The 21432-nt window shown below is 43.3% G+C and carries 20 protein-coding genes and 1 riboswitch; of the genes, 19 read left to right on the top strand and 1 reads right to left on the bottom strand.

Annotated elements, in window-relative coordinates:
* Positions 1 to 25: 25 nt before the first annotated feature.
* The 12 genes from C1A07_RS05390 (at position 26) to C1A07_RS05340 (ending at position 13330) form a co-directional block, all read left to right on the top strand.
* Positions 26 to 1582 carry a cobyric acid synthase gene (locus C1A07_RS05390; RefSeq protein WP_101876199.1) on the top strand — a complete coding sequence of 519 codons (1557 nt, stop codon included), beginning with the start codon at positions 26 to 28 and terminating at the stop codon, positions 1580 to 1582.
* Positions 1579 to 2220 carry a precorrin-8X methylmutase gene (locus C1A07_RS05385; RefSeq protein WP_101876198.1) on the top strand — a complete coding sequence of 214 codons (642 nt, stop codon included), beginning with the start codon at positions 1579 to 1581 and terminating at the stop codon, positions 2218 to 2220. Before C1A07_RS05390 ends, C1A07_RS05385 begins: the two co-directional genes overlap by 4 nt.
* Positions 2221 to 2376: 156 nt before the next feature.
* A complete protein-coding gene (locus C1A07_RS05380; RefSeq protein WP_101876197.1) occupies positions 2377 to 4647 on the top strand; it encodes a RelA/SpoT family protein in 2271 nt (756 codons plus the stop codon).
* Positions 4628 to 4765: a hypothetical protein gene (locus C1A07_RS16175; RefSeq protein WP_180952186.1), complete on the top strand. Its 138-nt coding sequence runs from the start codon at positions 4628 to 4630 to the stop codon at positions 4763 to 4765. The genes C1A07_RS05380 and C1A07_RS16175 overlap by 20 nt, the downstream gene beginning before the upstream one ends.
* A 21-nt stretch (positions 4766 to 4786) precedes the next feature.
* Positions 4787 to 5443: an MBL fold metallo-hydrolase gene (locus C1A07_RS05375; RefSeq protein WP_242972260.1), complete on the top strand. Its 657-nt coding sequence runs from the start codon at positions 4787 to 4789 to the stop codon at positions 5441 to 5443.
* Between the two features lie 32 nt (positions 5444 to 5475).
* Positions 5476 to 6939, top strand: coding sequence for a coproporphyrinogen dehydrogenase HemZ (gene hemZ, locus C1A07_RS05370; RefSeq protein ID WP_101876196.1), 1464 nt, complete (start codon positions 5476 to 5478; stop codon positions 6937 to 6939).
* A gap of 4 nt (positions 6940 to 6943) precedes the next feature.
* A complete protein-coding gene (locus C1A07_RS05365; RefSeq protein WP_242972259.1) occupies positions 6944 to 7654 on the top strand; it encodes a YoaK family protein in 711 nt (236 codons plus the stop codon).
* Between the two features lie 78 nt (positions 7655 to 7732).
* On the top strand, positions 7733 to 8998 hold the full coding sequence (gene hisS, locus C1A07_RS05360) for a histidine--tRNA ligase (RefSeq protein WP_101878055.1): 1266 nt from the start codon (positions 7733 to 7735) through the stop codon (positions 8996 to 8998).
* A gap of 32 nt (positions 8999 to 9030) precedes the next feature.
* A complete protein-coding gene (gene aspS, locus C1A07_RS05355) occupies positions 9031 to 10836 on the top strand; it encodes an aspartate--tRNA ligase (protein ID WP_101876195.1) in 1806 nt (601 codons plus the stop codon).
* A gap of 30 nt (positions 10837 to 10866) precedes the next feature.
* Entirely contained in the window at positions 10867 to 11394 is a 528-nt protein-coding gene (locus C1A07_RS05350) for a GNAT family N-acetyltransferase (protein ID WP_101878054.1), read from the top strand.
* Between the two features lie 20 nt (positions 11395 to 11414).
* A complete protein-coding gene (locus C1A07_RS05345; RefSeq protein WP_101876194.1) occupies positions 11415 to 11813 on the top strand; it encodes a cupin domain-containing protein in 399 nt (132 codons plus the stop codon).
* A gap of 128 nt (positions 11814 to 11941) precedes the next feature.
* Positions 11942 to 13330: an ATP-binding protein gene (locus C1A07_RS05340; RefSeq protein ID WP_101876193.1), complete on the top strand. Its 1389-nt coding sequence runs from the start codon at positions 11942 to 11944 to the stop codon at positions 13328 to 13330.
* A 62-nt stretch (positions 13331 to 13392) separates the two neighbouring features.
* Here the strand turns inward: C1A07_RS05340 and C1A07_RS05335 are convergent, their stop codons facing one another.
* A complete protein-coding gene (locus C1A07_RS05335) occupies positions 13393 to 14424 on the bottom strand; it encodes a 3-deoxy-7-phosphoheptulonate synthase (protein ID WP_101876192.1) in 1032 nt (343 codons plus the stop codon).
* 210 nt (positions 14425 to 14634) lie between these two features.
* Here C1A07_RS05335 and C1A07_RS05330 point away from each other — a divergent pair, with 210 nt between their 5' ends.
* The 7 genes from C1A07_RS05330 to thiE all read left to right on the top strand — a co-directional run bounded on the left by C1A07_RS05330 (position 14635) and on the right by thiE (position 21426).
* Positions 14635 to 15258: a DUF4358 domain-containing protein gene (locus C1A07_RS05330; RefSeq protein WP_101876191.1), complete on the top strand. Its 624-nt coding sequence runs from the start codon at positions 14635 to 14637 to the stop codon at positions 15256 to 15258.
* Positions 15245 to 16600 (top strand): MBOAT family O-acyltransferase, encoded by a 1356-nt coding sequence (locus C1A07_RS05325; protein WP_101876190.1) that lies wholly within the window; start codon positions 15245 to 15247, stop codon positions 16598 to 16600. Before C1A07_RS05330 ends, C1A07_RS05325 begins: the two co-directional genes overlap by 14 nt.
* 104 nt (positions 16601 to 16704) lie before the next feature.
* Positions 16705 to 17781, top strand: coding sequence for a DHHW family protein (locus C1A07_RS05320; RefSeq protein ID WP_242972258.1), 1077 nt, complete (start codon positions 16705 to 16707; stop codon positions 17779 to 17781).
* 50 nt (positions 17782 to 17831) lie between these two features.
* Positions 17832 to 17940: riboswitch (TPP riboswitch) on the top strand.
* Between the two features lie 76 nt (positions 17941 to 18016).
* Entirely contained in the window at positions 18017 to 19324 is a 1308-nt protein-coding gene (gene thiC / locus C1A07_RS05315) for a phosphomethylpyrimidine synthase ThiC (protein ID WP_101876188.1), read from the top strand.
* 123 nt (positions 19325 to 19447) lie between these two features.
* Positions 19448 to 19960 carry an energy coupling factor transporter S component ThiW gene (gene thiW / locus C1A07_RS05310; protein ID WP_101876187.1) on the top strand — a complete coding sequence of 171 codons (513 nt, stop codon included), beginning with the start codon at positions 19448 to 19450 and terminating at the stop codon, positions 19958 to 19960.
* Between the two features lie 4 nt (positions 19961 to 19964).
* Complete coding sequence (gene thiM, locus C1A07_RS05305; protein WP_101876186.1) at positions 19965 to 20792, top strand: hydroxyethylthiazole kinase; 828 nt, start codon at positions 19965 to 19967, stop codon at positions 20790 to 20792.
* A complete protein-coding gene (gene thiE / locus C1A07_RS05300; protein WP_101876185.1) occupies positions 20779 to 21426 on the top strand; it encodes a thiamine phosphate synthase in 648 nt (215 codons plus the stop codon). Before thiM ends, thiE begins: the two co-directional genes overlap by 14 nt.
* Positions 21427 to 21432: the final 6 nt, after the last annotated feature.

Below are 21432 nucleotides of genomic sequence, written 5' to 3'. Positions count from 1 at the left end.
ATTAACATAAAGGGAGGTTTTTTCAGTGGCAAAATATATTATGGTTCAGGGAACCATGTCTAATTCAGGAAAATCATTTATTACTGCAGGACTTTGCCGTATATTTCATCAGGACGGCTTTAAAACAGCTCCGTTTAAATCTCAGAATATGGCTTTAAATTCTTACGTTACAGAGGACGGGCTGGAAATGGGAAGAGCTCAGGTGGTTCAGGCGGAGGCTGCAGGCATAAAGCCTAAGGTGGCTATGAATCCTATTCTTTTAAAGCCCAACAGCGATATGGGAAGCCAGGTAATTGTAAACGGAGAAATTCTTGGAAATTACACGGCTTTACAGTACTATAAGCTGAAGCCTCAGTTAAAGCCTGTGGTGGAGCAGGCCTTAAAGGAGCTGGATGAGGAATATGATATAGTTGTAATCGAAGGGGCGGGAAGCCCGGCTGAAATAAATTTAAAGGAACATGATATTGTTAATATGGGAATGGCTAAAATTGCAGGGGCGCCTGTGATTTTAGTGGGAGATATTGACAGAGGCGGAGTTTTTGCCTCCCTTTACGGCACAGTAAAGCTTTTGGAGGAAGAAGAACAGTCCATGATTAAGGGGATTGTGATTAACAAGTTCAGAGGGGACAAAAAGCTGCTGGCTCCAGGCTTAAATATGCTGGAGGAAAGGGTAAATATTCCTGTAGTTGGAGTGGTGCCTATGATCAGCGTAGATATTGAGGAGGAGGACAGCTTGGCTGAAAGGCTGAACAAAACGAAAAAAGGCGGCGGGCTGGATATTGCCGTGATTCACCTTCCTCATATTTCCAACTTTACAGATTTTGCAGTGTTAGAGAGAATGGACGGAGTATCTGTCAGATATGTAGAGGTGGCGGAAAACCTGGGGGTGCCTGACGTAATTATTCTGCCAGGCACAAAAAATACAATGTCAGATTTAACGTGGCTGAAGGAGGCCGGATTTGCAAAGGTAATTACAGCCTTTTCTCATTTGGGAATTCCTGTGATTGGAATCTGCGGCGGTTTTCAAATGCTGGGAAAACGCCTTAGCGACCCTTACGGGGTGGAGGAAAAAGGAACTGCAGACGGCTTAGGACTGTTGGACGCCAAAACAGTATTTTCCAGAGAAAAGGTGAGGATTCAGGCGGAGGCTTTTGTGGAGGACTGTGTTCCCGGCTGGGAAGGACTTTCCGGAAAAAAAGTGGAAGGATATGAAATCCACATGGGAATCACCAGAAATTTAGGAGACTGCCAGGAGTTTATTAAAATAGAAAAAGAGGAACATGACGAGAGAACCGTAGGACTGTGCAATCAGGACGGCACCGTGTGGGGCACCTATCTTCACGGATTTTTTGACGCTCCAGGCATTGGGGAAGAGTTTGTGGCTGAAATAGGAAGAAGGAAAAAGCAGTCCTTTAGGGCAGATCCGGAGGAAACAGGCCAGGCGAAAATAGAAAAGGTATATGAGGACTGGCAGGCATATAAAGAAAAACAGTATGATAAGCTGGCGGATTTATTAAGGGAGTCTCTGGATATGAAAAAAATATATGAAATCTTAGATCAGGGGCTGGAGGATAGAACATGATGAAGCCTCTGGAAATAGAAGCAAAAAGCATGGAAATTATTGGACAGGAGCTAAAAGAGCGGCTGGGCTGTGATCCGGCCGCCATTTGGCCTGAGCCTGAGCTGGCTGTGGTGAAAAGGTGTATTCATACATCTGCAGACTTTGACTACGGGGATAACCTGGTATTTTCAAAGGGAGGAGTTAAGGCTGGGCTACAGGCCTTAAAGCAGGGGGCTGTTATTGTTACGGACACCAATATGGCTGCAGCCGGAATTAATAAGGCTGCGGCCGGGAAGTTGGGGGTGCAGGTGATGTGCTTTATGGCGGACGGGGACGTGGCCGCTCAGGCTAAGGAAAGAGGCTGTACCAGAGCTGTTTTGTGTATGGAAAAAGCCGCGGCTTTAAAAAAACCGGTGATAATTGCAGCAGGCAACGCCCCCACTGCTTTAATCCGTCTTTCTGAGCTGATAAAGGAAGGCTTTCGGCCTCAGCTGGTAATCGGCGTTCCCGTAGGCTTTGTAAATGTAGTGGAGTCTAAGGAGCTGATTATAAATTCAAACGTTCCCTATATTGTGGCCAGGGGAAGAAAAGGAGGCAGCAATATTGCCGCCGCTGTCTGCAACGCTCTTTTATATCAGTGTATTAACCGGGTGATCTGATAAATATTCTTTTCCACTATGTTTGCTAAAGGGAAATTTTGGGAAAAATCCGTAAAAAGGTATAAATTTTCCTGGCGAAAAGCGGGAAGGGTTGCATTTTCATAGAAATGTAATTATAATGATACAATAATACGCTGGGAAAAAAGGTGAAAGTCTATGGCAGGAGAAAGTAAGAAAATAGATATACAGCTGGAGGCTCCGGCGGATTTTACAAGTCCGGAAGAGTTGTATGAGGAATTAATTAAATCTGTAAAAAGGTATCATCCCTCAGATGATATTTCCATGATCGAAAAGGCTTACAAGATTGCCTATGAAGCTCATAAGGAGCAGAAAAGGAAGTCAGGAGAGCCTTATATTATTCATCCTCTCTGCGTCAGCATTATACTGGCGGATTTAGAGATGGATAAGGAGACGATTGTGGCTGCCATCCTTCACGACGTGGTGGAGGACACGGTGATGGACCTGGATGAGCTGAAAGAAGAGTTCGGCCAGGAGGTAGCTCTCCTTGTAGACGGAGTTACAAAATTGACCCAAATATCCTGGGATATGGATAAGGTTGAGATACAGGCGGAGAATTTAAGGAAAATGTTTTTGGCAATGGCCAAGGATATTCGCGTAATTCTCATTAAATTGGCAGACCGCCTTCACAATATGAGAACGCTCCAGTATATGACGCCTGCCAAACAAAAGGAAAAAGCCAGGGAGACCATGGACATTTATTCACCGATTGCACACCGCCTGGGTATTTCCAAAATAAAAGTAGAGCTGGATGATTTATCCTTAAAATATTTGGAGCCGGAGATTTACTATGAGCTGGCAGAAAAGATTTCCCTGAAAAAGGACGCCAGGGAGGCTTTTGTCAATGAAATTATGGATGAAGTCAAGGTTCACCTGGCAGAGTCGGGAATAAAAGCTAAGGTGGACGGCAGAGCCAAACACTTTTTCAGCATTTATAAGAAAATGGTGAACCAGCATAAGACTTTGGATCAGATTTACGATTTATTTGCAGTCCGCATTATTGTAGATTCTGTCAAGGACTGCTACGGGGCTTTAGGAGTTATCCATGAGCTTTATAAGCCCATTCCCGGCAGGTTTAAGGATTATATCGCCATGCCTAAGCCTAATATGTATCAGTCTCTTCACACTACCTTAATCGGAAATAATGGCCAGCCCTTTGAAATTCAAATCAGAACATATGAGATGCACAGAACCGCAGAGTTTGGTATTGCGGCTCATTGGAAATATAAGGAAAGCGGAAGCGGCCAGGTGGCTGCAGACAGCGAGGAGGCAAAGCTAAGCTGGTTGAGGCAAATTCTGGAATGGCAGAAGGATATGTCGGACAACAAAGAGTTTTTAAGCCTTTTAAAAAGCGATTTAGACTTGTTTTCCGACAGCGTGTACTGCTTTACTCCGTCCGGAGACGTAAAAAATCTTCCCAGCGGTTCTACGCCGATTGATTTTGCCTACGCCATTCACAGCGCAGTGGGAAATAAAATGGTGGGAGCCAAAGTAAACGGAAAGCTGGTTCCTATTGATTATGTAATACAAAACGGAGACAGAATTGAGATTGTTACCTCTCAGAATTCCAAAGGTCCAAGCAGAGATTGGCTGGCTCTTGTAAAAAGCACCCAGGCGAAAAATAAAATTAACCAGTGGTTTAAAACAGAGCTGAAGGAAGACAATATATTAAAAGGAAAAGAGCTGATTACTCAGTACTGTAAGGCTCACGGCATCAATTACTCTGACATTAACAAGCCGGAGTATATGGAAAAGGTGATGCGCAGATATGCCTTTAAGGACTGGGAATCTTTGCTGGCCTCTATCGGCCACGGCGGTCTGAAGGAAGGCCAGATTATTAATAAGATGCTGGAAGAGCGGAATAAGAAGCTGAAGAAGGAAGTTACTGACGCTACGATTCTGGATGAAATAGGGGAGGGCAATAAGGTTCCTGTTTCTAAAAAGTCTAAAAGCGGTATTGTGGTTAAGGGAATCCACGATTTAGCAGTTCGTTTCTCCAGATGCTGCAGCCCTGTTCCGGGAGATGAGATTGTAGGCTTTGTCACCAGAGGGCGAGGCGTTTCCATTCACAGAACAGATTGCATTAATATTATTAATCTGCCTGAGGATGAGAAGGAAAGGCTGATTGACGCAGAGTGGCAGCAGCCGGAAAATGACACCAGCTCAGAAACATATACTACTGAGATTCAGATTTATGCCAACAACAGAATCGGTATGTTTGTAGATATTTCCAAGGTATTTACAGAACGTCAGATTGACATTTCTTCTATGAATGTACGTACCAGCAAGCAGGGAAAGGCCACTATTATAATGACCTTTGACATACACGGGAAGGAAGAGCTGAATCATTTGACAGATAAGCTTAGGCAGATCGAAGGTGTGCTGGATATTGAAAGAACTGCAGGCTGACAGGACAAAGGACAACAGCCTGCTGAAAACGCCTGAAAGATATGATGCTGCAGAAGGGAGGCCTGTAAATATACAGGATGGCTCTTTTGCAGCATTTTCCCTGTACAAAGGACAGTGAAAAAGGAGAATGGGAAGTAAAATGAATAATCAGGATAACAGTAAATTAAGGATAAAAACTTGTGTGCTGGGAATGGTAAGCACCAATACATATCTGGCCTATCATATAGACACAAAACAGGCGGTGATTATAGATCCGGCAGATAACGCCCCGTATTTGGAGGAGCAGTGCGCTGCCTTAAATCTTACGCCTGTGGCTATTCTTCTGACCCACGGCCACAGCGATCATATTTTGGCTGCAGATGAGCTGAAAAGAAAGTATAAAATACCTGTTTACGCCGGGGAAAAGGAAGAAGAACTGCTTAAAGATCCTATGATGAATTTATCTGTGGCGATTGGAGGAAGGTCTGTAAGCCTGAAGGCAGACTGCCTTGTAAAAGATAAAGATGTTTTAGACCTGGCAGGTTTTTCTTTTCAGGTGATGGAAACCCCGGGACACACAGAGGGCTCTGTGTGCTATTACCTTCCAGATGAGGAACTGGTATTTTCAGGGGATACTTTATTTGAAGAGTCCTTGGGAAGAACTGATTTTCCTACAGGAAGCAGCCGTAAAATTATAGAGTCTATTGGAAATAAGCTTTTTCTTCTGCCGGAGGTTACTTTTGTTTATCCAGGCCACGGCAGCCCTACATCTATTGGCCATGAGAAAAAGTATAATCCTGTTGCCAGTTATTTATAATGGAATGAAAAAAACATACAGAGGACAGAAAAATGATAGGAATATTGTTAAAGGACAAAGCATATGAGCAGGATATCAGAGAGCTTTTAATGGCTTTTTATCCTGGGGAAAGCTTTGTATATCAGCAGGAGGAGGATGTTTCTTTTTGTGTCAGAGGGGAGCTGCTGGAGGAAGAGAACGGCGCAGGGGTTTACGCTTTGTGCTTAATTGACGGCGCCAAAAGGGCATATAAAACCTTTGATGTGGATTACTGCAATAGATTTGAGACGAAAAATAAAATCAAGCGGGGGCTGTATCAGATTCTTTCTATGAGAACAGAAAGAGAGCTGCCGTGGGGGACCTTGACAGGTATCCGGCCCACAAAAATTGTTATGACAAAGCTGGAGGAAGGCTGGGATAAGGACAAGATTTTTACTTATATGAGGGAAACCTACCACACCAGCAAGGAGAAAATTGAGCTGAGCATTGAAATTGCAGAAAGGGAAAGACAGCTGCTGTCCCAGATTTCTTATAAGGAGGGCTACAGCTTGTATGTAGGAATTCCGTTTTGCCCTACTACATGTCTGTACTGCTCCTTTACCTCCTATCCTATTGGAAAGTGGGAGGGGAGAACTAAACTGTATTTAGAAGCTTTGTTTAAGGAGCTGGAAGATACGGCGGAAAAAATGAAGGGCCGTACTCTGGAAACTATTTATTTTGGCGGAGGCACCCCTACATCCTTGTCAGCAGAGGATCTGGAAAAGATTTTAAAAAAGGTGGAAAATACCTTTGATCTGTCCCATGTAACAGAGTATACAGTGGAGGCGGGAAGGCCGGACAGCATCACAAGGGAAAAGCTTCAGACCTTGTTAAACCATGGAATAACCAGGATTTCTATTAATCCTCAGACAATGAAACAGGCCACCTTAGATTTAATCGGCCGCCGTCATTCTGTGGAAATGGTAAAGGAAAAATATTATCTGGCAAGGGAGCTGGGATTTAACAATATTAATATGGACTTGATTGTAGGGCTGCCGGACGAAACTTTGGAGGACGTAAGACAGACTATGGAGGAAATTAAGGCTATGGCCCCGGACAGTCTTACAGTTCACTCCCTGGCGATTAAAAGGGCGGCCCGGCTGAACATGCAGAAGGAGCAGTATAAGGGCTTAAAGATTGTAAATACTCAGGAAATGGTGGATATGACGGCCAGATATGCCAGAGAAATGGGGATGGAGCCTTATTATTTGTACCGGCAGAAAAATATGGCGGGAAATTTTGAGAATGTAGGATACGCCCTTCCGGGAAAGGCATGTATATATAATATTCTGATTATGGAAGAAAAGCAGACTATTGCCGCCTGCGGAGCCGGAACTACCACAAAAGTAGTTTTTCCTGAGGAGAACCGTTTGGAACGGGTAGAAAACGTAAAAGATGTAGAACAGTATATTTCCAGAATTCAAGAGATGATTGAAAGGAAAAATAAACTGTTAAGCCAGATAAAGCTTGGGAGATGATAAAATGAACGGCCAAAAGGGAAAGCAAATGTCAGAATCATTAAGAATCGGTTTGATTTTGGCTGCCGCCGGAGGCTTTCTGGACGCATACACGTATATTTCCAGAGGAGGAGTATTTGCCAACGCCCAGACAGGCAATATTGTGCTGCTGGGGGTAAATGCAGCGGATAAGCAGTGGGGCAGGGTGGTCCAGTATTTAATTCCCATTGCCGCCTTTGCCGTGGGAGTTTTTGCCGCCGAGCAGATTAAATGGCATTTTAAGGAGAGAAAAGAAATTCACTGGAGACAGCTGACAGTGCTTTTAGAAATCGTGATTCTGGCCGCAGTGGCATTTATGCCAAAGGAGCTGAACTGGCTGGCCAACACGGCGGTTTCCTTTGCCTGCGCCGTTCAGGTGGAAAGCTTTAGAAAGGTCAGGGGAAGCGCCTTTGCCACCACAATGTGCACGGGAAATTTAAGATCCGGAACTGAGCTTCTTGGCAATTATTTAAGAACAGGTGACAGAGAATTAGGGAAAAAAAGCATCAAATACTATGGAATTATTCTGTCTTTTATTGTAGGAGCCGGAGGGGGATATTTAATAACGGAGATTATGGGAATCCAGGCTGTGCTGGTATGCTGCGCGCTGTTAGCCATATGTTTTGCAATGATGTTTTGCGACGGAGAGAAAAAATTGGAAAAAGGCTTGCAAAATCGTATGTGCAATGTAAAATAGAAGAGATTAAGGAATATGCGCATGTTCAGGCGCAGGATGATAAAAAGAGAAAAAACAAAAAGAAACGGAGAAACAAACATGGCATTGAAAAAGAAACCGGTTACCGGCATGAAGGATATCCTTCCGGCGGAGATGCAGATCCGTGACTATGTATTAACCCAGATTAAAGATACTTACAGAAAGTTTGGTTTTTCTGCAATAGAGACCCCATGTGTGGAGCATATTGAAAACCTGACCAGCAAGCAGGGCGGGGATAATGAAAAACTGATTTTTAAAATCTTAAAAAGAGGCGAAAAGTTAAGACTTGAGGATGCAGAAAATGAAAACGATCTGGTGGACGGAGGACTTCGCTATGATTTGACCCTTCCTCTTTCCAGATATTATGCCAATAACGGGGCAGTTCTGCCGTCTCCTTTTAAGGCGCTGCAGGTAGGCAGTGTGTGGCGTGCAGACAGACCTCAAAAGGGAAGATTTCGTCAGTTTGTACAGTGTGATATTGATATTTTAGGGGATTCTACTAACCTGGCAGAAATTGAACTGATTTTAGCTACCACAACTGCTTTAGGAAAAATCTGTCCGGACAAGTCTTTTGCAGTGCGCATCAATGACAGAGAGATTTTAAAGGCAATGGCTGTGTGGGCCGGATTTCCAGAGGAAGCTATGGATCAGGTATTTATTACTCTGGATAAAATGGACAAAATCGGCGGGGACGGCGTGTCAAAGGAATTGACAGAGCTGGGATTTGAAGAAGCTGCCGTTAAAAAATATATGGATTTAATTACAAAGGCAGGACAGGACGCCCAGGGAGTAAGACAGCTGGGGGAGACTTTGGAAGGCGTGCTTTCTCAGGGGAAAGCAGAAAATTTAGCTTATATTATGGACACTGTTCAGGATGTGGCCACAGCAGAGTTCCAGTTGATTTTTGACCCTACTTTAGTAAGAGGAATGTCCTACTATACAGGAACTATTTTTGAGGTTTCCATGGAAGGCTTCGGCGGTTCTGTGGCAGGCGGAGGCAGATACGATAAAATGATTGGGAAATTTACAGGCATGGAAACTCCGGCCTGCGGTTTTTCCATTGGATTTGAAAGAATTGTAACCATTCTCATGGACAGCGGATTTACAGTGCCTGCCAGTGAAGGGAAAAAGGCCTTTTTATTTGAAAAAGGAATGGACAGCCTTCGCCTGGGAGCTGTAATTAAGGAAGCTACAGAGGAAAGGGCAAAGGGCGGCCAGGTGCTGGTGGCGCAGATGAATAAAAATAAAAAATTCCAGAAGGAACAGCTTCAGAAGGAAGGATATACAGAATTTAAAGAGTTCTACAGAGAAGCTCTGAAAAGATAACAGGCTTTCCGGAAGGATTGGAGGAAATTAAAATGGCAGAATCAATGGCAGGGTTAAAAAGGACCCACAGATGTACAGAGGTAACTACAGCTAATATAGGTGAAAATGTAACTGTTATGGGCTGGGTTCAGAAAAGCAGAAATAAAGGCGGAATTATTTTCGTAGATCTTAGAGACCGTTCAGGTATTTTACAGTTGATTTTTGAGGAAAATGACTGTGGCACAGAAAGCTTTGAAAAAGCTGAAAAGCTGAGAAGCGAATTTGTAATTGCAGTGGAGGGAAAGGTGGAGGCCCGCTCAGGGGCGGCCAATGAAAACCTGGCTACAGGAGCCATTGAGATAAGAGCAAAGTCTTTAAGAATCCTTTCCGAGTCAGAGACGCCTCCATTCCCAATAGAGGAAAACAGCAAAACAAAAGAAGAGTTAAGACTGAAATACCGCTATCTGGATTTAAGAAGACCTGATATTCAAAAGAATATGATGGTAAGAAGCCGTGTGGCAACTCTTACAAGAGCATTTTTGGCAGAGGAAGGTTTCCTGGAGATTGAAACTCCTACTTTAATTAAAAGCACGCCTGAGGGGGCCAGAGATTATCTGGTGCCCAGCCGTGTTCATCCAGGTTCCTTCTACGCCCTTCCTCAGTCCCCTCAGCTGTTTAAGCAGCTGTTAATGTGTTCCGGATATGACCGCTACTTCCAGCTGGCCAGATGCTACAGGGATGAAGATTTAAGAGCAGACAGACAGCCGGAGTTTACCCAGATTGATATGGAGCTGTCTTTTGTGGATGTAGACGACGTATTAGACGTAAATGAGCGCCTGCTTCAGAAGCTGTTTAAAGATATTTGTAATTATGATCTTCAGCTGCCGATTCAGAGAATGACATGGAGAGAGGCTATGGACCGTTTCGGCTCTGACAAGCCAGATCTGCGTTTTGGCATGGAGCTGAAAAATGTATCTGATACAGTAAGGGATTGTGAATTTGCAGTATTTAAAGGCGCTTTAGAAAACGGCGGTTCTGTGCGGGGCATTAACGCTCAGGGACAGGCCGGGATGCCAAGAAAGAAAATTGACGCTTTAGTAGAGTACGCAAAAGGTTTTGGAGCTAAGGGCTTAGCTTACCTGTCTATACAGGAGGACGGCAGCTACAAATCTTCCTTTGCAAAATTTATGAAAGAGGAAGAGCTGAAGAATCTGGTAGCTGCAATGGAAGGAAAGCCAGGGGATCTTTTACTATTTGCAGCAGATAAAAACAAGGTAGTATTTGATGTTTTAGGCAATCTTCGTCTGGAGCTGGCAAGACAGCTGGATCTTTTAAAGAAGGATGACTTTAAATTCCTGTGGGTAACTGAATTCCCGCTTTTAGAGTACTCTGAAGAGGAAGACAGATATGTTGCGATGCACCATCCATTTACTATGCCAATGGAGGAAGATTTGCAGTTTATAGATACTAATCCAGGAGCTGTAAGGGCAAAGGCTTATGATATTGTATTAAACGGAACAGAAATGGGCGGCGGCTCTATCAGAATTCATCAGGGAGACATTCAGTCTAAAATGTTTGAGGTGTTAGGATTCTCTAAAGAAAAAGCCCAGGAGCAGTTTGGCTTCCTGTTAGAGGCATTTAAATATGGAGTTCCTCCTCACGCAGGCTTAGCTTATGGTTTGGACCGTATGGTTATGCTGATGGTGGGAGCAGACAGCATCAGGGACGTAATTGCATTCCCGAAAGTAAAGGACGCTTCCTGCCTGATGACAGAGGCTCCGTCTCCAGTAGATGGAAAGCAGCTTGAGGAGCTGCAGATTGCAGTAAAGGAAGAAGAAAAAGAAAAGGCGGAGTCATAAACAGCAGCAGGCTTTTATGTGGAGGAAAAAATGAAATTAGAACGCCCCATTGAACGTTTTGACGAAATTTACCAAATCTATAAAGAATCCTTTCCTGATATTGAGCAAAGGACCATGGAGGGACAGAAAAAAGTAGTTGAAAATCCTATGTACCGGGTGAGAGTTGAGGAAGAGGACGGCAGGATTCTGGCTTTTGTCGGATACTGGGAATTAAATAACAGTTTCTTTATAGAACATCTGGCAACTACAGGTAAGTGCAGAAACAAAGGATATGGAAAAAAGCTAGTCAAGGAATGTCTGGAGGAAGCTCAGTCTATGGGCAAGCCTGTATTTTTGGAAATCGAGCCGATTGCAGATAATGATTCCATGACCGGACGGAGAGCAAGGTTTTACAGAAGATTAGGCTTTTGCTTAAATGATTTTCCATATGAGCAGCTGCCTTTAAAAGAAGGGGATAAGCCTTGCCGCCTTTGTATTATGAGCTATGGCCTTCAGGTATCAGCGCAGGAATTTGAGCCATATAAAGAAGAAATTTACCACATTGTTTACGGCAAGTAAGGGCAAAAAGGAGAGATTTCATGTATTATAAGTATGATGAAAAAAACGGCATCCATGTGCCGGAGCCTTTTAAACGGGTAATGACCCCAATGTTTATGGGAGACGACGATAAAATAAAAGAAAGTAATTTTTCCGTACATTTTACAGAGTGGGAACCAGGCTGCGAAATAGACAGCCACAGCCACGAGACAGGCATGGAAGCTATGTATTGTATGGAGGGATGCGGAGTTGCGCAGGTGGACGGAAAGGAATATCCGTTTGTGCCAGGCTCAATGATAGTGGCTCCTCCTGGAATCCAGCATAAAATTAAAAATACAGGCGACCAGCTGCTGCGGGTGTTTTGTATTTTCTCCCCGCCGGTAACAGGGGAGTCATTAAGACAGAGAGCTTTGGAAGCTGTGGAAGCTGCCAAGAAATAATTGTATTTTTTAGGACGGTATAGTCAAAAGGCTATGCCGTCCTGTTGTTTTATCTATTGATTATTTGAAAAAGGTGGATTATAATTAAGTAAATCGTAAACCACGAGTGTTGCTATGGAGGTATATGGATGTTCATAGGCAGAGAAAATGAGCTGAATACATTAAATAAACTTTATAATTCTAATAGGTTTGAATTTGCCGTTATTTATGGGAGACGCCGTGTAGGTAAAACTGCGCTTATCAGCGAATTCACAAAGGATAAAGATACTATTTTCTTTACAGGCGTTGAAACTAACGCCAAGCAAAACCTTGATAACTTTTCAAGATGTGTTATGGAGTATAACACGGGAATTGCCGTAAACACATTTTTCCCAAACTTTCAGGCTGCTTTGGAACATGTTTTTAACCTTTCACAAAACAAGAGAATCGTGCTTGTTATTGACGAATATCCTTATGTTGCTCGTGCCTCCAAAAGCCTAGCCTCTACGCTTCAGCTTCTGATTGATAAGAATAAGGACAGTTCAAAGCTATTTTTAATTCTTTGTGGTTCTTCTATGTCTTATATGGAGGACCAGGTTTTGGCGTATAAAGCCCCTCTTTATGGCAGAAGAACAGCCCAGTTTAAAATTAAGCCTTTTGACTTTTTTGAAGCCTGCAGCTATTTTACAAAATTGTCAAACATTGATAAAGCTTTGGCTTACGGCATTGTTGGAGGAACTCCCCAATATTTAATGCTGCTGGATGATAATCTTTCTATTGAAGAGAACATTAAAAACACTTACCTGAATCCTTCCTCATCTATCTTTGAGGAGCCAAACAACTTATTAAAACAGGAAGTGCGCGAGCCGGCGATTTACAATGCAGTGATTACTGCCATTGCTACTGGTGCATCTAAAATGAACGAAATCTCAAATAAGATTGATGAAGATACAAGCGTGTGTGCTACCTATATTAAGAACCTGATTACACTGGGTATTATAAAAAAAGAATCACCATACGGCGAGAAAACAAGTCGTAAGACAATTTACTCTATTGAGGATAATATGTTTCGCTTTTGGTATCGCTTTGTGCCGGAGAACGCTTCCATTATCTCCCGTGGGGCGGCAGAACTTGCATATAAACGGATCTCTCCTGAATTGCCGTCCTATATGGGTGGCGTATTTGAAGAAATCTGTAAGCAATATTTGTGGAAACTCCTTCTGGAAGGCAGGTGCGCTGTAAATTTCAGCGATATTGGCCGTTGGTGGGGAACAAACCCTAAAACGAAAGCTCAAGAAGAAATTGACATAATAGGAACGGATAAAAACTCTGCTTTATTTGGCGAGTGCAAGTGGACAAATGAAAAAGTTGATCTAAGTGTGCTTGAAACTCTTGTAGAGCGGAGTAATCTATTTAACTACAAGAAGACACAGTTTTATCTTTTTGCGAAAACCGGTTTTACAAAAGGCTGTATAGACAGAGCAATAGAGATGGGGAATGTAGCCCTTGTTGTTTATGAAGATATGTTGAAAGGGTAAATATGCAATATTGCTCTGTACACAGATGATTTGTAATTTGCAGCAGGCATGGACAATTTAATTTATTCCAGCCCTTCGGCAATATCATAAAGCAGCTGCTGGGAAGCGTCCCAGCCTAAGCATGGGTCTGTAATAGACTTGCCATAGCAGTGCTCCTCTACTTTCTGAGCTCCTGGTTCCAGATAGCTTTCAATCATAACGCCCTTCACCAGACTTTTAATTTCAGAAGAGTGGCGGCGGCTGTGAAGAACCTCTTTTACAATACGGATCTGCTCCATGTACTGTTTGTTAGAATTAGAGTGGTTGGCGTCTACAATACAAGCCGGGTTTAACAGATTTCTTTCCTCATACAGATTGTGAAGAAGGATTAAATCTTCAAAGTGGTAGTTTGGAATACACTGCCCATGTTTATTTACAGCGCCTCTTAAAATCGTATGGGTTAACGGGTTTCCCTGAGTTTTTACTTCCCATTCCCTCATAATAAATTCATGTCCTGTTTGGGAGGCCACTACAGAATTCAGCATAACAGTTAAATCGCCGCTGGTAGGATTTTTCATACCTACAGGTACGTCGCAGCCGCTGCACACCAGACGATGCTGCTGATTTTCTACAGAACGGGCGCCAACGGCAATATAGGACATAATGTCGTTTAAATAGCTGACATTTTCAGGGTACAACATTTCGTCGGCTGTGCTGAAACCGGTTTCTCCTAAAACCCGCATATGAAGATGGCGGATAGCGTGAAGTCCCTCTGCCACACTAGGTTTTTTGTCAGGATCCGGCTGGTGAAGCATTCCCTTATATCCTAAGCCTGTAGTTCTGGGCTTATTTGTATAAACTCTGGGGACTAAAACTAATTTGTCCGCCACCTGTTCCTGAACCTTTGCCAGGCGCGTTGTGTAATCCAGCACTGCATCCTCATGGTCTGCAGAACAGGGGCCGATAATTACAAGAAATTTATCACTTTCTCCTGTAATAATCTTACGGATTTCTTCATCTTTTTTTGCCTTGGCAGCTGCGTATGAAGCAGGAAGAGGAAATTGTTCCTTAATCTCTGCCGGAGTAGGCAGTTTCTGAATAAACTGGAATCCCATTCTGTTATGTACCTCCCTATTGTATATTGTAAGAAAATTATTTCCGTCTTGAAAGGAATAATCTATTCTTCTGGAAAATGTAAACAATTATTAATTTGACCAGTATAATACGATCCTTTATAATATAAAAGTATTAAACAGGCAAGTCAATAGAAAGAAAAAAATTTTAAAGACCTGTTTTAGAAAAAATACAGCTTTAGGAGGACGACTATGAAAAAATTAATGTATGGGATTTGTATAGCTGCTGCAGTAATGAGCTTATCTGCCTGCAAAGGCAAGACAGAGGGACCTGCTGCAGAATCTACGGCAGAGTCGGCAGAAAGCTCTGTTTCAGAGGAAAGCTCACAGGAAGATAAAGAAACTGAAGAGGAAAGTAATGCGGCAGAAAGCCTGCAGGCAGTTTATGAGGCTGTGAAAAAGGCATATGGGGAGGCTTATTTGCCCAGCATGGAAATAGACGAGCAGACGTTAAAGGAATTGTACGGCATACCGGTGGACTTATATGAGGAGGCCATTGCAGAAGGCCCTATGATCAGTGCCCATATAGATACATTTATTGCAGTGAAGGCAAAAGAAGGCAAGGGGGAGGAAGTGGAGAAGCTGTTAAACCACTATCGTGATAATCTGCTGGAGAACGGAGTGATGTATCCTCAGAATATGCCTATTGCTCAGGCCTCCCAGGTACTTAGATTTGAAGATGATGTGTATTTTGTAATGCTGGGCATGAGTGATGAGCTGGGCCAGGCGGAAACAGAAGAAGAGATGCTGGCGGCAGCTAAAAATCAGACTCAAATCGGCGTAGACGCTATTAATCAGTGTTATGGTATTCAGTAGTCTGTTATTTTTATTTCGGTTTCTGCCCATTATGCTGCTGTGCTATTTTGCGGTGCCTAGGGCGGGGAAAAACGGAGTTTTATTTGCCGGCAGCCTGATTTTTTACGGCTGGGGAGAACCTTTATATATTTCCCTTTTGCTGTTTTCTACCCTTGTAGACTTTTTTCACGGAAAGGCCATTGCAGCTTTTCAGGAAAAGGGGAATAATAAGGCCGCCAAAGGTCTGGTGGTCTCCTCAGCCTGTATCAATCTGAGTCTGCTGGCATTTTTTAAATATTCAGGATTAACGGCCCTGCCTGTTGGAATATCCTTCTACACCTTTCAGACCATGTCCTATACGATTGATGTATACAGGAAAAAGGCTGCTGTGCAGAAGGATATAATTGCCTTTGGAGCATATGTTTCCATGTTTCCCCAGCTGATTGCAGGCCCTATTGTGCGCTACAGTACGATTGCCCATGAACTAAATGAGAGAAAGGAAAGCTGGCCGCTGTTTGCGGCAGGGGTCCGCATATTTATTTTAGGATTGGGAAAAAAGGTGCTGATTGCAAATAATATTGGCAGTTTGTGGGATGAAATTCAGACAGTGCCTGAGGCAGAAAAAACAGTATTAATGATGTGGCTTGGAATTTTGGCCTTTGGATTTCAGATTTATTATGACTTCTCCGGCTATTCAGACATGGCAAAAGGCTTAGGGTATATGTTTGGTTTCCATTTTCCGGATAATTTTCAGTATCCTTACACAGCTAAAAGTATTACGGATTTTTGGCGGAAATGGCATATTACTTTAGGCACCTGGTTTAAAGAATATGTATATATCCCTTTGGGAGGCAACAGAAAGGGAAAAAAACGCCAGATTTTCAATATAATGACAGTGTGGGTTCTCACTGGAATATGGCATGGAGCCGGGTGGAACTTTCTGTTGTGGGGCGTCTATTTCGGCTTGTTTTTGTTGGCGGAAAAGTTTTTGTTAAGCAGGTATCTGGAAAAACTGCCGGGGCTTTTTCAGGTAGTATACGCTATGGGCATTGTATTTTTAGGATGGGTGCTGTTTGCCTGCGAAGATCTGTCTGCAGCTATTACTTATTACTCCCATATGTGGGGGCTTTCCGGCACACCGTTTTTAAATGACCGCACCTTGTATATGGCTGTTGTAAACTTACCTTTAATGGCAGCCGCAGCTGTGGGAGCTACTCCTTTTGTAAAAAATCTGGTGAAAAAACGGCCGGAGACAGTAGTGGTTTCCTTAGTGGAAATAATATCCCTGTCTACTTTAATGATGGTGATTACAGCCTATTTAGTGGATGCCGGTTATAACCCATTTTTATATTTTAGGTTTTAGGAGGGTAAAAGATAAAAATGGAGCACAAGGATTACAATAAAGATCGTTTTTTATCTCTTCTATTCCTGCTTTTTCTGGGAGGTTTCTGGGGGGCGTCATTTTTTATGCCAGATAAAATATTTTCAGATTCTGAAAACAGGTATTTAGAGCAGCAGCCTGAGTTTACTGTAAAAGCATTAGTTTCAGGTCAGTACGGAAAAGATTATGAGGCCTATTTGGGAGATCAGTTTCCCGGGCGAAACGGATTTATAGGCATAAAGGTGGAGACGGAACGGCTTTTGGGAAAAAAGGACGTAAACGGAGTATATTTTGGGAAGGACGGATATCTTTTAGAAAAGTTTGATGCAGAGGACCTGGAAGGAGATATTCTGGAAACGAATATTGCAAGGCTTCAGGAGTTTATTCAGGCAGCCGGCAACAAATTGGGAAGGGACAAAGTTAAGGTTATGATGATACCGTCCGCCTCCCAGATTATAACGGATCAGCTTCCTTTTATGGCAGCTCCCTTTAATCAGAAAAAAATTTCAGATCAAATAAAACAGGCTGTGGGAGAGGATTTAACAGTAGATGTGGAGGAGGAGATGAGGGAGGCTGCAAAAGCAGAAAGGGGCCGGAATTTATATTACCGCACAGACCACCACTGGACTACCCTGGGAGCTTGGTACGGATATCAGTCATGGGCGATAGCTGCAGGCCTGAAGCCCTGGGGGCTGGATAAATTTAACAGAATAACAGTGACAGAAGATTTTTTAGGTACTTTGTATTCTAAAGTAAATGTAAAATGCAGGCCGGACGCCATAGAAGTATTTCTGCCTAAACAAGACCAGAGCTACACCGTGTATTATGATCTGAATAAAGAAGGGAGGCCTGGCTTGTATACAGAAAAGGCCCTGGAGGGAAAAGATAAATATTCCTATTTTCTGGACGGAAATCACGGGCTGGTAGAAATTCAAAATTCCACTGCTCCCTTAGAGCAGAAGGAAAAAAAGCTTTTAATAGTAAGGGATTCCTTCGCCCACTCTATAGCTCCTTTTGTAGCAAATCATTTCGGAACTACCTACCTGGTGGATTTAAGATATTTTAATATGAGGCTAAATGATTTTATAGAAAAGGAAAATATTACAGACCTGCTGGTCATGTATCAGATCCCAGGCTTTTGCAGTCAGCTTCTCAGGTTTTGATAAAAAGTGGTCGACTGCACTTGACAATCTATGACAGCAGTGATAAACTAAAACAGAAAACAGGGAGCTCGTTTGGCGGGCTGAGAGGAAGTAATCAAACTTCGACCTTTATAACCTGATTTGGGTAATGCCAACGTAGGGACATATAGACTTCAGCAATTAGCAAGCCTGTACCGTTGGTACAGGTTTTTTTGTTTTAAAGTCTTATTGTCTTCTCACGGGAAGAGGAGGAAAAATGAAGTATACGACACAAATGGATGCTGCCAGAAAAGGTATTCTGACAAAAGAAATGGAAGTAGTAGCAAAGAAGGAGCAATTTGATCCCCAGGAGCTTATGCAGCTGGTGGCGGAAGGGAAAATTGCCATTCCGGCCAACAAGGTACATAAATGTATAGAGCCAAACGGAATCGGTTCTATGCTGAAAACCAAGATTAATGTAAATCTGGGAACCTCTAGGGACTGCAAGGATCTGGATATGGAGCTTCAGAAGGTGAACGACGCAGTGGCCATGGGAGCAGAATCTATTATGGATTTAAGCTCTTTTGGAGATACTCAGAAGTTTAGAAGAAAGCTGACGGCAGAGTGTCCTGCTATTATTGGAACTGTGCCTATTTATGACGCAGTAGTATATTACCACAAGCCATTAAAGGAGATTACATCTGAGGAATGGATTAAAATTGTGGAGATGCACGCTGAGGACGGAGTGGATTTTATGACAATCCACGTGGGAATCAACAAAAATACAGCAGCCCGCTTTAAAGCAGCTAAGAGATTAACTAATATTGTGTCCAGAGGCGGATCTATTATATTTGCATGGATGGAAATGACAGGGGAGGAAAACCCGTTTTACCAGCACTATGACAGAATTCTGGAAATCTGCCAGCAGTATGACGTTACATTAAGCCTGGGAGACGCCTGTCGTCCAGGATGCTTAGAGGACGCAACAGATATATCCCAGATTGAGGAGCTGATTACCTTAGGTGAGCTGACAAGAAGAGCATGGGAGAAAAATGTGCAGGTAATGATTGAGGGACCTGGCCATATGCCTTTAGATCAGATTGCAGCTAACATGAAAATTCAGCAGACCATATGCAAGGGCGCGCCTTTCTATGTGTTAGGGCCTTTAGTAACAGATATAGCCCCAGGATATGACCATATTACAGCTGCTATAGGAGGAGCCATTGCAGCTGCATCAGGAGCTTCATTTTTGTGCTATGTAACACCGGCCGAGCATTTAAAGCTGCCGGATGTAAACGACGTAAAAGAGGGCATTATTGCTTCTAAAATTGCAGCCCACGCAGCTGACATTGCCAAGGGAATTAAAGGGGCTAAAGAGTGGGACAAGAAAATGAGCCAGGCCAGAAAGAAATTAGACTGGGAAGAAATGTTCAACTTGTCAATTGACCCGGAAAAAGCCAGAAGGTACAGAGCTATGGCAAAGCCGGAGAAAGAGGATACATGTTCTATGTGCGGCAATTTCTGCGCAGTAAAGAATATGAACCGTATTTTGGACGGAGAAATTGTAAACATTTACGATGAATAAAAAGATTCTTAGAAGAAGTGCAGATCTAAGACAAGGAAATATCAGCGCAGGCATAAAAATGCAGGCGCTGATGTTTGCTGTCTGGAGTTTACTGCATTGAAGGAAAGATAGGAGAGAGCTTATATGAAAACCAATATAAGAAAGGTAGCTGTGGCGGGGATGATGACCGCTATAGCAGTAGCTTTATCAGGATTCTCCATACCAATAGGCGCCTCCCACTGCTTTCCCATCCAGCATATGATGAATGTGCTGGCGGCAGTATTTTTAGGGCCTGGAAGCAGCGTAGGCATGGCTTTTGCCACCTCTTTAATCAGAAATCTGACAGGCACAGGCAGTTTTCTGGCCTTTCCCGGAAGTATGGCCGGGGCTTTGCTTTGCGGCCTGATATACAAAAAAACAGGAAAGCTTTTTCTGACTTATGGAGGAGAAATGATAGGTACAGGAATCATAGGAGGTATTTTGTGCTATCCGGTGGTTGCTTTTCTTATGGGAAAACAGGTGGCAGTACTGTTTTATGTAGCTCCGTTTCTCATCAGTACTGTGTGCGGCACAGCCATGGCCGCTGTATTAGTTGGCTGCCTGATTTCCACAGGCGCTTTTTCTTATTTAAACAGGCTGCTGGCAGAGGGAGAGTGAAAAAATGAAATACAGTATTGTGGAAAAGGTGAGAAAAGAAAAACCCTTAATCCATTGCATTACCAATTACGTCACTGCCGGTAGCGTGGCTAATATGATTTTAGCTGCCGGCGCTTCTCCAGTTATGGCGGATGGAATTTTTGAGGTCAGGGAGGTTGCTTTGGCAAGTCAGGCATTGGTGCTTAATATGGGCACATTAAAGGAAAGCACAGTGTCCTCTATGATTACAGCGGGAAAAACGGCCAATGCCCAGAAAAAACCGGTGATCTTCGACCCGGTAGGCGCCGCGTCCTCCTCCTACAGAGCTTATGCCTGCAGAAAAGTTCTGGAGCACGTAAAATGTGCTCTTATAAGGGGAAACGCATCTGAGATTAAAGCATTAATAGAGGGAAATAAGGGAGGACTGGGAGTGGATGTCAGTCACAAGGACCTGGTAAGGGAGGAAAATCTGGAAGCTGGCATCAGGCTTTGCCTGGAAGCTGCAAAAGCCTTTCACACTGCTGTTCTTATGACGGGAAACATTGACATATCTGTAAATAATGATAAAGTAATACTTGTGAGAAACGGTCACTCTATGATGAAAAGGATTACAGGGGCCGGCTGTATGCTGGACGGTTTGGCGGCTGCATTTTTAGCAGTGTCAGATCCGGAGGACTACGGAAATGCCGCCGCCTTAGCGGCAGCTGCAGAAGGGCTGTGCGGTGAAATTGCATTTAAAAGAACAGAAAAAGACGGCGGCGGAACAGGAAGCTACACAGGATATTTAATTGACGCAGTCAGCCTGCTGACAGGCGATCAGTTAAGGAGAGGTGGAAAAATTGAAATTAGATAGAGAACAGCTGCTGCTTTACGCAGTGACAGACAGAATGTGGGAAGGAAAACAGACTTTGGAGCAGCAGACGGAGGAAGCTTTAAAGGCCGGAGTTACTTTTCTGCAGTTAAGAGAAAAGGATTTAGACACAGAAAAGTTTCTGGAAAAAGCAAAGGTGATGAAAGAAATTGCAGGCAGGTATCACGTGCCTTTTGTAATTAACGATAATGTGGAGGTTGCTCTTTTGTGCGGGGCAGACGGAGTTCACGTTGGACAAAGTGATATGGAAGCAGGGGACGTGCGTGAGTTGATCGGTCCTGACAAAATCCTGGGGGTTACAGCGAAAACTGTGGAGCAGGCAAAGCTGGCGGAGAAAAGAGGGGCGGATTATTTAGGAGTGGGAACTGTATTTCCTACTGCCACAAAGCCAAATGCCATTGCAATTACTATGGATACAGTAAAGGAGATCTGCCAGGCAGTTTCTATTCCGGTGGTAGTAATCGGCGGGATTAATAAAAATAACGTTTCTATGTTTGAGGGCACCGGAGCGGCAGGACTGGCTTTAGTGTCCGCTATTTTTGGACAGGAAAATATTACTGAGGCAGTGAAGGATATGATGGAAAGGGCAAAAAAGGTTGCCGGAACGGACAAATGAAAGGAA

It is taken from the genome of Lachnoclostridium edouardi (assembly GCF_900240245.1).
Taxonomy (GTDB): Bacteria; Bacillota; Clostridia; order Lachnospirales; family Lachnospiraceae; genus Lachnoclostridium_A; species Lachnoclostridium_A edouardi.
This window is presented reverse-complemented; position numbering and strand designations above follow the sequence as displayed.